General features: G+C 66.8%; 12 protein-coding genes. 1 reads left to right on the plus strand and 11 read right to left on the minus strand.

Annotation, left to right across the window (positions count from 1 at the left end):
- Positions 1–30: 30 nt before the first annotated feature.
- Both M2343_RS14220 and M2343_RS14225 read right to left on the minus strand, forming a co-directional pair.
- On the minus strand, positions 31–966 hold the full coding sequence (locus tag M2343_RS14220) for an SDR family NAD(P)-dependent oxidoreductase (RefSeq protein ID WP_264577161.1): 936 nt from the start codon (positions 964–966) through the stop codon (positions 31–33).
- Positions 967–1,185: 219 nt separating this feature from the next.
- Positions 1,186–1,749, minus strand: a complete 564-nt coding sequence (locus tag M2343_RS14225; protein WP_264577162.1) for a hypothetical protein — start codon at positions 1,747–1,749, stop codon at positions 1,186–1,188.
- A gap of 216 nt (positions 1,750–1,965) precedes the next feature.
- Here M2343_RS14225 and M2343_RS14230 point away from each other — a divergent pair, with 216 nt between their 5' ends.
- A complete protein-coding gene (locus M2343_RS14230; RefSeq protein WP_264577163.1) occupies positions 1,966–3,516 on the plus strand; it encodes a TetR/AcrR family transcriptional regulator C-terminal domain-containing protein in 1,551 nt (516 codons plus the stop codon).
- A gap of 31 nt (positions 3,517–3,547) precedes the next feature.
- On the opposite strand, the gene M2343_RS14235 is transcribed toward M2343_RS14230, so the two are convergent.
- The 9 genes from M2343_RS14235 to M2343_RS14275 all read right to left on the minus strand — a co-directional run bounded on the left by M2343_RS14235 (position 3,548) and on the right by M2343_RS14275 (position 12,214).
- The gene (locus M2343_RS14235) at positions 3,548–4,444 is read right to left on the minus strand and encodes a pirin family protein (RefSeq protein WP_264577164.1); all 897 of its coding nucleotides are present in this window, start codon (positions 4,442–4,444) and stop codon (positions 3,548–3,550) included.
- A gap of 92 nt (positions 4,445–4,536) precedes the next feature.
- A complete protein-coding gene (locus M2343_RS14240; RefSeq protein ID WP_413716028.1) occupies positions 4,537–5,634 on the minus strand; it encodes a branched-chain amino acid aminotransferase in 1,098 nt (365 codons plus the stop codon).
- A gap of 113 nt (positions 5,635–5,747) precedes the next feature.
- Positions 5,748–6,998, minus strand: a complete 1,251-nt coding sequence (locus tag M2343_RS14245; protein WP_264577166.1) for an MgtC/SapB family protein — start codon at positions 6,996–6,998, stop codon at positions 5,748–5,750.
- Between the two features lie 2 nt (positions 6,999–7,000).
- Positions 7,001–7,375 (minus strand): DsrE family protein, encoded by a 375-nt coding sequence (locus M2343_RS14250; RefSeq protein WP_264573860.1) that lies wholly within the window; start codon positions 7,373–7,375, stop codon positions 7,001–7,003.
- A complete protein-coding gene (locus M2343_RS14255; protein WP_264577167.1) occupies positions 7,372–8,130 on the minus strand; it encodes a HesA/MoeB/ThiF family protein in 759 nt (252 codons plus the stop codon). Before M2343_RS14255 ends, M2343_RS14250 begins: the two co-directional genes overlap by 4 nt.
- A gap of 15 nt (positions 8,131–8,145) precedes the next feature.
- The gene (gene dut, locus M2343_RS14260) at positions 8,146–8,604 is read right to left on the minus strand and encodes a dUTP diphosphatase (protein WP_181561241.1); all 459 of its coding nucleotides are present in this window, start codon (positions 8,602–8,604) and stop codon (positions 8,146–8,148) included.
- Positions 8,585–9,838, minus strand: a complete 1,254-nt coding sequence (gene coaBC, locus M2343_RS14265; RefSeq protein WP_264577168.1) for a bifunctional phosphopantothenoylcysteine decarboxylase/phosphopantothenate--cysteine ligase CoaBC — start codon at positions 9,836–9,838, stop codon at positions 8,585–8,587. Before coaBC ends, dut begins: the two co-directional genes overlap by 20 nt.
- A 57-nt stretch (positions 9,839–9,895) precedes the next feature.
- Positions 9,896–11,434, minus strand: a complete 1,539-nt coding sequence (gene ubiB, locus M2343_RS14270) for a 2-polyprenylphenol 6-hydroxylase (protein ID WP_264577169.1) — start codon at positions 11,432–11,434, stop codon at positions 9,896–9,898.
- A 48-nt stretch (positions 11,435–11,482) separates the two neighbouring features.
- Positions 11,483–12,214 (minus strand): class I SAM-dependent methyltransferase, encoded by a 732-nt coding sequence (locus M2343_RS14275; RefSeq protein WP_264577170.1) that lies wholly within the window; start codon positions 12,212–12,214, stop codon positions 11,483–11,485.
- Positions 12,215–12,257: the final 43 nt, after the last annotated feature.

Genomic DNA, 12,257 nt, shown 5'->3' on the forward strand with positions numbered 1-12,257 from the left:
TTCTCTCCTGTTGCGGTCAGCTCCGCCGTCTCAAAGCGGTTCGTCGAGCGGCTGCTGCTCGTCGTAGATCGGGTTGTACATGAGCGTTCCGAACTGGGCGACGAGATTGGCGCGGGCCTCGTTCGGCGCTTCAACCGGAATGGCACGGACCAGCGCCTTGCTACGCGCTTCGATTCCGTGCTGGAACTCCGGGTGGGTCATGATGAACAGGTCGCGGCGGCGAATGCCGCGCAGCACGCGCTCACCTACTTCCTCGCTGGACATGAAGAGGCTTGGGTCGAAGCCGGGTGCCGGCCGGGCATCCTTCTTCGCGCCGACGGCCTCGGGGGCCGGGGGCGGCGCATCATTGCGCAGATGCTCGGGGCGGGTGGCGTTGGTCGTGCTGCCGAGCTGGGTCTGCACCGGGCCGGGGAAGAAGACCGAGGCACCAAGCGCGGTGCCGCGCAGATCGGTCGCGAGGCTCTCGAACATGCCGGCCACGCAGAACTTGGCAGCGCAATAGAGCCCGGCATTGCCCACCGCAGAAAAGCCGCCGGTCGAGGATGTGACGACGATCTGCCCTTCCTCGCCATGCTTGAGCATCCGCGGCAGCATGGTGACGAGCCCGTTGACGACGCCGCCGACATTGACGGACATGTTGAAGTCCCAGTCCTTGTAGGTCGCCGTCAGCATCGAGCCGGTCACGCCCACCCCGGCATTGAGCGCCAGCACATGAATATTGCCGAACTGCGCCTCGGCTTCATCGGCGGCGCGTGCCCAGCCGTCGCGGTCTGCGACATCCAGCTTGATAGCGTGAACGGCCAGATTGGTCTTGGCAAAGCCTTCCATCGCCTGATCGAGCGCGTCCTGGCGGATGTCGGCGATGATGACCCGCATCCCCGCTTCACCGAAAGCCTTTGCCATGCCCCAGCCCATGCCGCTCGCGCCGCCGGTGATGAAGGCCGTCTTGCCGCTCACGTTCAACATCAGATCACCTCTCCTCAATCCGCCTGCTCATGCGGGATGGCACGGCCCTATCGAGATCAGAATGACTAAGTCCACAAAAAAGCGGCGGCGCGTGCTTCGCGTGGCTGCGGCGAGCAACGGGCGGATGTGCAATAAGCCGGCGGTAGGCGCGGGGCCGATCCTGCTCGCAGCAAGCCGGCGGTTTGTTGATTAGGTCTTTCCGCCGGATGCCGCGCGCGATCAGCGCACGCGGTTCACGCGCACAGCTGCCTGCCGCCCGACTTGCATCAGATAGCTGCCGAGCGCGCCCTTGCGGATGGTGACCGGGTCCTGGGGGGCGGGCGGCTGGAAGGCGGTCATCCGCTCGGTCATCCGCCAGACCGCGCCATCCCCAAGCGTGACCTGCCAGAGCCCCGGGCCGATCTCGCGCACGCTTGCCACGGTGGCGCTCGTTTCCTTGTCGTCCTGAGATGCGCGCGGCTGGCGCGTGGCGCGCTCCACCTGCTCGGCGCCAAAGCCGGTCGTCGCTGCAGGGGCAGGCGGGGCAGCCGGTGCGGGTGTGGACGTGCGGCTCGTACTGCCGGACTCGGAGGCGCCTGGCACAGGCGCGGGAGAAGAGGCACCGCCTTGCGGCTGATTATACTGCGCCACCGAATCGTAGCAGGCGAGGCGTGCTTCCGTGGACCCAATTCTCGCGCAGGTCGCCAACTGGTCGTTCAGGCTGCCCTGCGCTTGGGCCACGCCGCTCAGTCCGGCTGCGACGATGATGAAGGCGCTGACTGCCGCCACGGATTTGCTGATCACCGGTCCTCTCGCTCCCACATATCTTGTCTTCTCGTGACGCGGTCGTCCGCGTGGCGAAAATCTTACTACGCCATCTATTGCGGGTCTAACGATTTTACGGATCGCTTGGGGATGACGATCATGTCTGATTATTTTGCATAAACATTGACCGCTGCTCGAAAATGCGATGAATCTGGCCGAATCACGCGAAAGGTGGGTCTTTGGGGATCGGTCATCATGAATAAGGGGCGCGCGGCGCTCGGTTCGGTCCGGGCGCGCATCGGCAGGGCATCGATTATCAGCGCCGGGCTGGCCCTGTTGGGCCGGTCGGGCCTGGACGGCTGCACTCTGCAGGCCGTCGCTGCCGACCTTGCGACCGATCCGGCCGAGATCGAAGAGCATTTCGCGAGCGACGATCAACTTCTGACGGCGTTGGCGCAGGACATGGTGCGTGCTGCCGAGGGTGGCGCGGCAGGCCCGGGCTGGCGCGGTCGCCTTGCCTTGCGCGCGCAGACCAGCCGGGCCGCCATGCTCTCCAGTCGCGATGGCGCCAGGCTGTTCGCGCATGTCGCCTCGCGCTTTCCTCTCGCGGTGGGAACGCCGGACGCGGTCGCACCCTTGTGCGAGGTCGGCCTCGCGCTCGATGAAGCCCGCGTGATCGCGCAGGCGCTCGAGCATTTCGTGATCGGGTGGACGCTGGTCGAGCAGGCCCGTGCCGAACCATCGGGACCGGACAGTTCCTTCGATCGCCAGCTGGATGTCCTGCTCGACGGCATCGACGTCGACGCCCCGTCGCCGGCGCCCGGCCCGCGGGACGAGCGTCAGGCCCGGTTCCAGTCCAAGCTCTGGGTCTTTCTGCGCAATGCCCGCGAGAGCGCGAATATCTCCTTCGCCCGCACCGCGCATATCAACGAGCTGGACCGGCGGATCCTGCTGCTCCTTCATGTCCAAGGGGGCATGACCCTCGCGCAGATTTCCCTGGCCTGCGGTGTCGACAAGGCGCAGATCAGCCGTGCCATCAAGCGCATGGGCGAGGTCGCCCTGCTGCTGCGCAGCGGCATCCGCAGCCCCATCCGGCTCAGCCCGAGCGGCAAGCAGCTGGCGGATCGGCTGCAGCGCCATGCCGAGCTGCGCAATCGGGAGCTCACCTTCGGCATCAGCGATGAGGAACTTCAGACGCTCTCCGGAGTGCTGGACATGCTGCTGACCCGCGCCATTGCCCTGTTCGAGCAGGAGCGCAAGCAGGCGGCGAGCAATCAGCGGCCCGAGACCGTGGCATTTCAGGATCTCGTCGATGAAGGCCTGCCGGACGAAAACGGTGTCGCGGCGGACCGCTCACGCGTGTTGCCGCCGTTCGTCACTCTGTGCTCCTACATGCTGCGCGGCGGTGCCCTTGCCCATAAGCGCCAGACCAGCCTGTCGAATTTCGAGACCTGGGTCATGGCGGAAATCTGCCGCAATCCGCCGATCAGCTGGCCCCAGCTGGTGCTGGCATTGGCGCGCGACCAGAGCCAGGCGGGCCGCACCGTCAATCATCTCATCGAGATCGGCCTGATCGAGCGGACCGGACGCCCGGGACGCCGCCACGGCTTCTTCGGTCCGACCGAGAAGGGACGCGCGGTGAGCCAGATCATTGAGGAGACAGCGGTTCGGCGCAGCGAGTTCCTGTTTCAGGGCATCCCTGCCGACCAGCTCGACAGCTTCATGACGACATTCGATGCGCTGACGCACAATGCCGAAGTCCAGCTCGATCGGGAGCGGGCGATCCAGGAAATGGATCGGGATTGAAGGCCTCCGCCCGGCCTGAAATCGTTCAGGCCTAGTCGGGCAGCGGAATGAACTCGCGCTCGCCGGGCACGGTGTCGAATCGGCCCTGCCGCCAGTCGTCCTTGGCCTGTTCGATGCGATCGCGGGAGCTGGAAACGAAGTTCCAGTAGATGTGCCGTGGCCCATCTAATGGCTCGCCGCCGACCAGCATGATGCGGGTCGGGCCATTGGCGCGCAGGACGATCTCGCTGTCCGGCTTGAAGATCACCAGCTCGCCGGCGTTGAAACCGCCGCTCTGGCCTTCCACCGCCAGCCCGCCCGAGATGACATAGACCGCGCGTTCGATATGGTCGGTACCCAGCCGGTAGCGCGCGCCGTCCTGGAGGGTGACGTCGGCGTACAGCATGTCCGAGAAGGCCTGCACCGGCGAAGTCAGCCCGTCGCTGCTGCCCGCCACGACGCGGATGCGCACGCCCTCTGCCTCCGTTTCGGGAATCGTGTCGGCGGGGTGATGGAAGAAAGCCGGATCGACCTCTTCCTTCGCTTGCGGCAACGCGACCCAGGTCTGGAGGCCGAACAACGGCCCGCCTGCGGCGCGGGTATCATCGGCGCTGCGCTCGGAATGGACGATGCCGCGGCCCGCCGTCATCCAGTTGACGGCGCCGGGGCGGATCGGCTGCACCTTGCCCAGTGAATCGCGGTGGAGGATTTCGCCCTCCAGCACATAGGTCACCGTGGCGAGGCCGATGTGCGGATGGGGGCGGACGTCCAGGCCCTCGCCGGCCGAGAAGGTCGTCGGGCCGAACTGGTCGAAGAACACGAAGGGGCCGACCATCCGGCGATGGGCCGATGGCAGCGCGCGCCGGACCTGAAAGCCGTCGCCCAAATCGCGCACGGGCGGCAGGATGATCATGTCGACATTGTCGATGCCGGTCGGGCGCAAGGTCATCGGGTCTGTTCCTTCAGATAGACTGGTTCATATCCTTGCAGAATGACCCGCTCCGTTCCCGGCCGTTTGCCGGCCCGTTCAGGCCAACCCGCTTAGGCCAGGCGGGTCATCCAGCCATGCTGGTCCGGCTTCTGGCCCAGCTGCACGCCGACCAGCGCCTCGCGCAGCGCGCGGGCCACCTCGCCGCCATCGCCATTGCCGATGATGAAATCGCCCTGGGTCGAGCGCACCTCGCCGATGGGCGTGATGACGGCAGCGGTTCCGCAGGCGAACGCTTCCTTCAGCTTGCCGCTCTTGGCATCGGCCATCCACTGCTCAAAGCTGTAGGGTTCCTCCTTCACCGTGTAGCCGGCGTCCTCGGCGACGAGCCGCAACGAATCGCGGGTGACGCCGGGCAGGATCGAGCCGTTCAGCGGCGGGGTGATGATCGTGCCGTCATTGAAGACGAACATGATGTTCATGCCGCCCAGCTCCTCGATCCATTTGCGCTCGACCGCATCGAGGAACAGCACCTGATCGCAGCCATGCTCGATGCCGACGGATTGCGGCTGCAGGCTCGCCGCATAATTGCCGCCGCACTTGGCAGCGCCGGTGCCCCCGGGGACCGCGCGGACATAATCATGGCTGACCCATAGCGTCACGGCCGACTTGCCGCTCTTGAAATAGCCGCCGACAGGGGACGCGATCACGCAATAGATATATTCGCGCGCCGGGCGGACGCCGAGAAACGCTTCGCTCGCGAACATGAAGGGGCGCAGGTACAGGCTGCCCTTGTCGGCATCCGGCACCCAGTCGATGTCCGCCGCGACCAGCTTGCGGATGCTCTCGACGAACAGATCCTCGGGCAGATGCGGCATGGCGAGGCGCGTGGCGCTCTGGTTGAAGCGGGCGGCGTTGGCCTCCGGGCGGAAGCTTGCGACGGACCCGTCGGGCAGGCGATAGGCCTTGAGCCCCTCGAAAATCTCCTGCGCATAATGGAGCACGGCCGCTGCCGGATCGAGCGGAATCGGCTGGCGCGGACCCAGTACGGCATCATGCCAACCCTGCCCCTCGGTATAGCGGATCGTCACCATATGGTCGGTGAAGAGCGTGCCGAAACCGAGCGTGGCCATGGCGGCAACACGGTCCTCGGGCGAGGTGGGGGTGGCGAGCGGCTGGGTCGTGAAGTCCAACATGCGAAATCTGTCCATTGAGGCTGGATGGGTTCAGGTGGCGCAGGCGGTATCAGGATAAACGCAGGCTGTCATGCCCCCGCGCGTCCGCTGGTGGCATCGGTTGCCGCGCCGTTGCAGGTGCGCCGCGCTCAGCTCAGCCAGAACAGGGCAGCGCCCGCCAGCGAGGCGAGCAGGGACGCAAAGAGCGGAGCGGATGCGACGATGCCATTGCGTCCCCCGGCCAGTACAAGCGCCATCACGCCTTTGACGGCGGTATTGGCGAAGACCGGCGCGGCGAGGATGAAGCCCGCCGTAGCATTGTCGAGCGTTTGTGCGGGCAGGCCGGCAAGGGTGAGCACCGCCGCATCCACATCCATGAAGCCGGTGAGGCCGATGACAACCGCGATGCCTTCGTCGCCCCAGACATCCAGCGCCCAGCGCGCCACCAGCGAGAAGATCGCGACGAAGCCGGCGAGCATCAGCGCCGGGCCAAAATCGAAAGGATTGCCCAGCTTGACCGGTGGCCCATCCGGCGAATCGTCACGGCGCCAAGCGAGCAGGGCCATGATCGCCGAGACGACCAGCGCCGGCGCCAGCACCAGTGCGAGCGTCGGCAGGGCGCGGGGCACGAGGATGGCGGTCAGCACCTGCACGCGCACGAACATGACGATGGTGGCGATGGCGATGCCAGCGGTCAGCACGCCGCGTAATTCCGGCTCGGTGCTCAGGCGGCGGGCGTACCAGGCCGTCACCGCCGTGGACGAGACGATGGAGCCGGTCAGTGCCATCATCAATACGCCCCGGCTGCTGCCGAACCGGCGCGCGACGACATAGCCGGCGAAGGAGAGACCGGCGACCAGCACCACCACCATCCAGATCTGGCGGGGATTCCAGGCATCATAGGGACCATAAGTGGCATCGGGCAGCAGCGGCAGGACGACGAGCGCGACCAGCGCGAAGCGGGCGACACCCTCGATCTCGGCTTCCGTCAGCCCGCGCAGCAGGGCGTGCATCGAGTGACGGGCGCTCAGCAGCACGAATGCCGCACCCGCCGCCGCCAGAGCGATGGCGGGTGAGAGCGCCAGCGCGGCATAGCCAATGGCGAAGGTCAGGAGCGCCGCCACAATCGTTGTGGCGGAAAGCTGGTCGTCGCGAATCGCCTGACCGAAACCAATGAGCAGCGCGCCGACCACGCCCAGCGCCATGATCGCGGCGATCATCTCCGGCAGGAGCGCAGACAGGCCACCGGCAAAGCCGATCAGGCCGAAGGTGCGGAACCCCGCCACCCGTTGCCCGGCCTGCTTGTCGCGCTGAGTCCAGCCTCGTTCGAGGCCGATCAGAAGGCCGGCGGCGAGAGCAGCGAGAAGCCCGAGCAGCGATGGAGACAGAGCGAGGCTCATGGTCAGAGCGTCAGCAGGCGGATGTCCGGCCCAGCCGCTGCGAGAAAGGCAATGGGGCCAGTGATCTCGATACGGGAGTCGAGGCCGTCCGCCGCCACGCCTGCCATGGCAAGGCCGCTCTGGCAGAGGCTGATAGCCACGCCTTCATCCAGCGCATCATCCAGCAATTGCGCGAGCGTCGGCTCCCCAGCTGCAGTCCAGGCGGCGTCCTGCGGTGCGCGGATCGGGGTGCGCAACAGGGCAGCCGCCTCGCCTTGCAGGAAGATGCGGGCCGCGCTTCCCAGGGCGATCTCCGCCCGCGCGAGGGACAGGGCCGCGCGCAACCGAGACGGCTCGGCGCTGATGACGACGAGAGCGAGAGGCGGCCGCGCGCTCATGCGCAGGCCAGCGCGGCCTTGCAGGCCGGGTCCGGCGGAATGGCCATGGTCCGCAGACGACGGGCGAGCAGATCGAAGACGATGAGCTTGCCGGTCGCAGCTTCACCGAACGGCACGAGGGCGCGGAGGACCTCCAGCGCCGCCATCGATCCGATGATGCCGGTCAGCGCCCCGACAATGCCTTCCTCGGCGCAGGTGCGGGCGGGGTCGGTGCGGGTGTCGCCGACCAGGCAACGATAGCAGGGCTGGCCGGCTTCCCATCCCCGCCAGACACCGATCTGCCCCTCGAACTGGCCGACGGCGGCGCTCACCAGCGGAATGCGCAGACGCGTCGCAGCGTCGGAAACGGCGAGGCGCGTCTCGAAATTGTCGCAGCCATCGAGGATGATGTCGGCATCGCGCAGCAGCGTCGCGGCATTGTCGGCATCCAGCGCTGTGTTGATCGGAATGGCATGACAATCCGGGTTGAGTCGGCGCACCGCGTCCCGCGCGGCTTCCGCCTTCGGGCGACCGATGTCCTCGCTGGCGAACAGGATTTGCCGCTGCAGGTTGGAGAGGCTTACCGTATCATGATCGATGATCCGCAGGGTGCCGATGCCGGCTGCCGCCAGATAGGCAATCGCCGGGCAGCCGATGCCGCCCGCCCCGATGATCGCGACATGCGCGCCGGCCAGCCTCGCCTGCCCTGCGCCGCCGATTTCGCGCAGCACGATGTGGCGGGCATATCGCTCAAGCTGATCGTCGGTGAAGTCCATCGGGGTGGGCGTGCGTCAGACCGTGCGGACGCCCGTGGAGCCGAAACCGCCCGCACCGCGCGCCGTATCGTCCAGCGTCGCGACCTCGACCATGCGCGCGATCTGCACAGGCGCAACGATGAGCTGGGCGATCCGGTCGCCGCGCTTGATCTCGAAATCATCCTCGCCCAGGTTGACCAGAATGACCTTCAGTTCGCCGCGATAATCGCTGTCGATCGTGCCGGGGGTGTTGGGCAGCGTGATGCCATGCTTGAGCGCCAGCCCCGACCGGGGGCGCACCTGCACCTCGAACCCCTCGGGAATGGCAAGCGCGAGGCCGGTGGCCACCGCATGGCGAGCCATGCTCGGCAGCGTCACATCCTCGGCGGAGACCACGTCCATGCCGGCCGCGCCGGCGGTAGCATAGCTGGGCAAGGGTAGGTCTTCGCCATGGGGCAGGCGCTTCACCGCAATGTCAACGAGCGGCCAGTTCATCGGAAATCCTTTCAATCAGCCGCGTGGCGACGAGGGCTTTGGGCATGTCCGGCCAGTCTTCGACGCCCTGCGCCGTGACCAGATGGACGCTGTTGCGCGATCCGCCCATGACATCGCCGGAGACGTCATTGGCGACGATCCAGTCCGCGCCCTTGCGCTGGCGCTTGGCGATGGCGTGGTCGACGACAGTTTCCGTCTCGGCCGCGAAGCCGACGAGCAGGGCGGGGCGTTGGCCGTGGCGCGCCAGTGTCGCGAGGATGTCCGGATTCTCGGCCAGCGCGAGCGGAGCGGGGGTACCCGAACCGTCCTTCTTGATCTTCTGCCCGGCCTCGTCGGCGGCGCGCCAATCGGCCACTGCTGCAACCAATATGGCAATATCGGCTGGCAAGGCTCCCTCCACGGCGGCCTGCATCTCCCGCGCGGTCTGCACGTCCACCCGGGTGACGCCGCGCGGCGTGGGCAGGCTGACGGGCCCGGCGATGAGGGTGACGCGCGCCCCCGCCTGTGCGGCGGCGGCGGCAATCGCAAAGCCTTGTTGCCCGGACGACCGGTTGGCGATGTAGCGCACCGGGTCGATCGGCTCATGAGTCGGCCCGGCGGTCACCAGCACATGGCGGCCAAGCAGATTGGCGTGGCTGAGATCGGGCGCATGGATCGTTCGGCTGGTGTCGGTCAGCAGCGCGGCCGGTGACGGCGCCTCTGCCAGCAGCCGCTCGATTTCCTGCACGATGGCGGCCGGCTCGGGCAGGCGACCCTTGCCCCACTCGTTGCAGGCCATGGCGCCGACGTCAGGCTCCATCACATGGATGCCATCGCCGCGCAGCGTGTCGAGGTTTCGCTGGGTGGCCTTGTGGTGCCACATCCGCACATTCATCGCGGGCACGGCGAGCACCGGCTTGTCAGTGGCGAGCAGCACGGTGGTGGCGAGATCGTCAGCGATGCCCGATGCCATCTTGGCGAGGATGTTGGCGGTCGCCGGCGCGACGACGATCAGGTCGGCCTCGCGGCTGAGCTGGATATGGCCGATCTCCCGCTCCTCCTTGAGGTCGAACATGTCACCATAGACATGATCCTCGGAGAGCACGCCGAAGGAGAGCGGCGTCACGAATTTGGTGGCTGCGTCGGTCAGCACGGCGCGCACGGCAAGGCCCTTGCCCTTGAGCAGGCGCACCAGTTCCAGCGCCTTGTAGGCGGCGATCCCGCCGGAGACAATGAGGAGGATCCGCTGGGTCATGATGGCTCCATAGCGGCTGGGCGCCGGTCCGGCTAGCGGCTCAGCAGGGGCGGGATGTCAGCCAAGGAGCGCCATGGCGCCGGCGCCGGCCGCTGCCGCGAGAATCGCCACGCCCGCATAGCGCCAGAACCAGCCGACCTTCACCTGCACCAGCTTCACCGCCGGCAAGGGCGGCGGGGGCGGGGCGCCGCCCGGCTCGGGATAGGCTTCCTCCAGCCGCCGGACGAGGCCGGGCAGTCGGCGGATCGTGTCCACCGTTTCGTGGATCGAATCGGCGAGCTTGGCTTCGGGCCCGAGTTCGTCGCGCAGCCAGCTCTTCACATAGGGGCCGGAGACGTCCCACATGTTGATCGTCGGGTCGAGCATGGTCGCCACGCCCTCGACCATCACCATCGTCTTTTGCAGCAGCAGCAGATGGGGCTGCGTTTGCATGTCGAAATCGCGGGTGATGGCGAACAGGCCATCCAGCATCTGACCAACGGACAGCTCGCTGACCGGCTTGCCGCGCATGGGTTCGCCCACGGCGCGCAGGGCGGTCGCGAACTCGGCGACATTGTGGTGGGCCGGCACATATTGCGCCTCGAAATGGATTTCCGCCACGCGGCGATAATTGCCGGTGATAAGCCCGTATAGAATCTCCGCCAGCCACAGCCGCGCGCGCCGGTCGATCCGCCCCATGATGCCGAAGTCGATGGCAACGATGGTGCCGTCGGCCTGCACGAACAGATTGCCCTGGTGCATGTCGGCATGGAAAAAGCCGTCGGCGATGGCCTGCCGCAGGAAGGTGTTGACTAGCCGCGCCGCTAGATCGCTCAGATCATGCCCGGCGGCGACCAGCGCCGCTCGGTCGCTGATCTTGATGCCGTCGATCCATTCGAGAGTCATCACCCGGCCGTTGGTGCGATCCCAGTCGATCTGTGGGATGCGATAGCGCGGCACGGCGGACATGGCCTCGGCCAGTTCCGATGCAGAGGCTGCCTCACGTCGCAGATCAAGCTCGCGCACCGTCCAGCGCTTGAGATTGGCGACGACCAGACGCGGTCGGAGGCGGGAGGCTTCGCCGCCCAGTTGCTCCAGATGGGCTGCAGCCCATTCATAAGTGTCGATGTCGCGGTTGAACCGCTCGCGAATGCCGGGGCGCAGCACCTTGATGGCGACCGCGCGGCCGTCCGTCGTCACGGCACGATGCACCTGTGCGATGGAGGCAGCGCCGACAGCCTGCTCATCGACACTGGCGTAGATCGAGTCGAGCGGTCGCCCGAAGCTGGCTTCGATCTCGGCGCGAATCGCGGAGAAGGGCATGGGCGGGAGCGCGTCCTGCAGCGACAGCAGATCGCGGGCAGCATCCTCACCGACCAGATCGGGGCGCGTCGCCAGCGACTGGCCGAGCTTGATCGCGGCCGGGCCAATGGCTTGAAACGCCTCCGCATAGCGCGGCTCCTTGGGCACGCGCGCACCGAGCCGCGCCAGCCGTGCGAGGCGGCGCACCGGGGCGGGCGTATTGCCATCCCGCTCGATACCGCGCAGCGCGCCGTGGCGAGCCAGGGTCCGCCCCCATGAGAGCAGGCGCCAGAGATGGGTGATGTGGGCTGTCATGACCTTATCGCCCTGCGGAACGCACCATGGGACCGCTGCGCTGGCGAATCATATCTTCCACCCCGAGTGGATGGCGACGAGCCCGCCCATGATCGGCTCGGCCTTCGCCTGCACGAAGCCCGCCTCCTCGATCATGCCCTTGAACTTCGGCATGTCCGGGAAGCGACGGATGGATTCGATGAGATAGCGGTAGCTCTCCGCATCGCCGGCGATCATCTTGCCCAGCTTGGGCACCAGCTTGTGCGAATAGGCGTCATACACATCGCCGAAGCCCGGCCAGGTGGTGCTGGAAAATTCCAGGCAGAAGAAGCGCCCGCCATATTTGAGCACGCGATGCGCCTCGCGCAGCGCCGCCGGGATGTCGGTCACATTACGGATGCCGAACGCGATGGTGTAGGCATCGAAACTGCGATCGCCGAAGATGAGCTGCTCGGCATTTTGCGGCTGCCAGACCAGCCCCTCGATGCCGCGCGTCTGCGCCCGCGTCATACCCACGGCGAGCATATCCTCGTTGATGTCGCTCACCGTCACACGCGCGCCATGCTTGGCCATGCGAAAGGCGATGTCGCCGGTGCCGCCGGCCATGTCGAGAATCGCCTCGTCCTTGCGTGGCTTCACGCGGCGGACGAACTGGTCCTTCCACAGCCGATGCATCCCGCCGGACATCGCATCGTTCATGATGTCGTAGTTGCGGGCGACATTGGAGAAGACGTCGCCGACCAGCTTCGTCTTTTCCTCGGGGGCTACCTCACGATAGCCAAAGGACACTGTCTCGCTCATGGGGCCGGGCTCTAGCCGACTCTGTCGGTCGCGCAAAGGGCGA

The sequence above is a fragment of the Sphingobium sp. B8D3B genome, assembly GCF_025961875.1.
Taxonomy (GTDB): Bacteria; Pseudomonadota; Alphaproteobacteria; order Sphingomonadales; family Sphingomonadaceae; genus Sphingobium.

What these genes read in the sequence shown, in the direction of transcription:
- M2343_RS14220 (WP_264577161.1), bottom strand. Translation starts at nt 966, where the DNA reads ATGTTGAACGTGAGCGGCAAGACGGCCTTCATCACCGGCGGCGCGAGC.
- M2343_RS14230 (WP_264577163.1), top strand. Translation starts at nt 1,966, where the DNA reads ATGAATAAGGGGCGCGCGGCGCTCGGTTCGGTCCGGGCGCGCATCGGC.
- M2343_RS14235 (WP_264577164.1), bottom strand. Translation starts at nt 4,444, where the DNA reads ATGACCTTGCGCCCGACCGGCATCGACAATGTCGACATGATCATCCTG.
- M2343_RS14240 (WP_413716028.1), bottom strand. Translation starts at nt 5,634, where the DNA reads ATGGACAGATTTCGCATGTTGGACTTCACGACCCAGCCGCTCGCCACC.
- M2343_RS14245 (WP_264577166.1), bottom strand. Translation starts at nt 6,998, where the DNA reads ATGAGCCTCGCTCTGTCTCCATCGCTGCTCGGGCTTCTCGCTGCTCTC.
- M2343_RS14250 (WP_264573860.1), bottom strand. Translation starts at nt 7,375, where the DNA reads ATGAGCGCGCGGCCGCCTCTCGCTCTCGTCGTCATCAGCGCCGAGCCG.
- M2343_RS14255 (WP_264577167.1), bottom strand. Translation starts at nt 8,130, where the DNA reads ATGGACTTCACCGACGATCAGCTTGAGCGATATGCCCGCCACATCGTG.
- dut (WP_181561241.1), bottom strand. Translation starts at nt 8,604, where the DNA reads ATGAACTGGCCGCTCGTTGACATTGCGGTGAAGCGCCTGCCCCATGGC.
- coaBC (WP_264577168.1), bottom strand. Translation starts at nt 9,838, where the DNA reads ATGACCCAGCGGATCCTCCTCATTGTCTCCGGCGGGATCGCCGCCTAC.
- ubiB (WP_264577169.1), bottom strand. Translation starts at nt 11,434, where the DNA reads ATGACAGCCCACATCACCCATCTCTGGCGCCTGCTCTCATGGGGGCGG.
- M2343_RS14275 (WP_264577170.1), bottom strand. Translation starts at nt 12,214, where the DNA reads ATGAGCGAGACAGTGTCCTTTGGCTATCGTGAGGTAGCCCCCGAGGAA.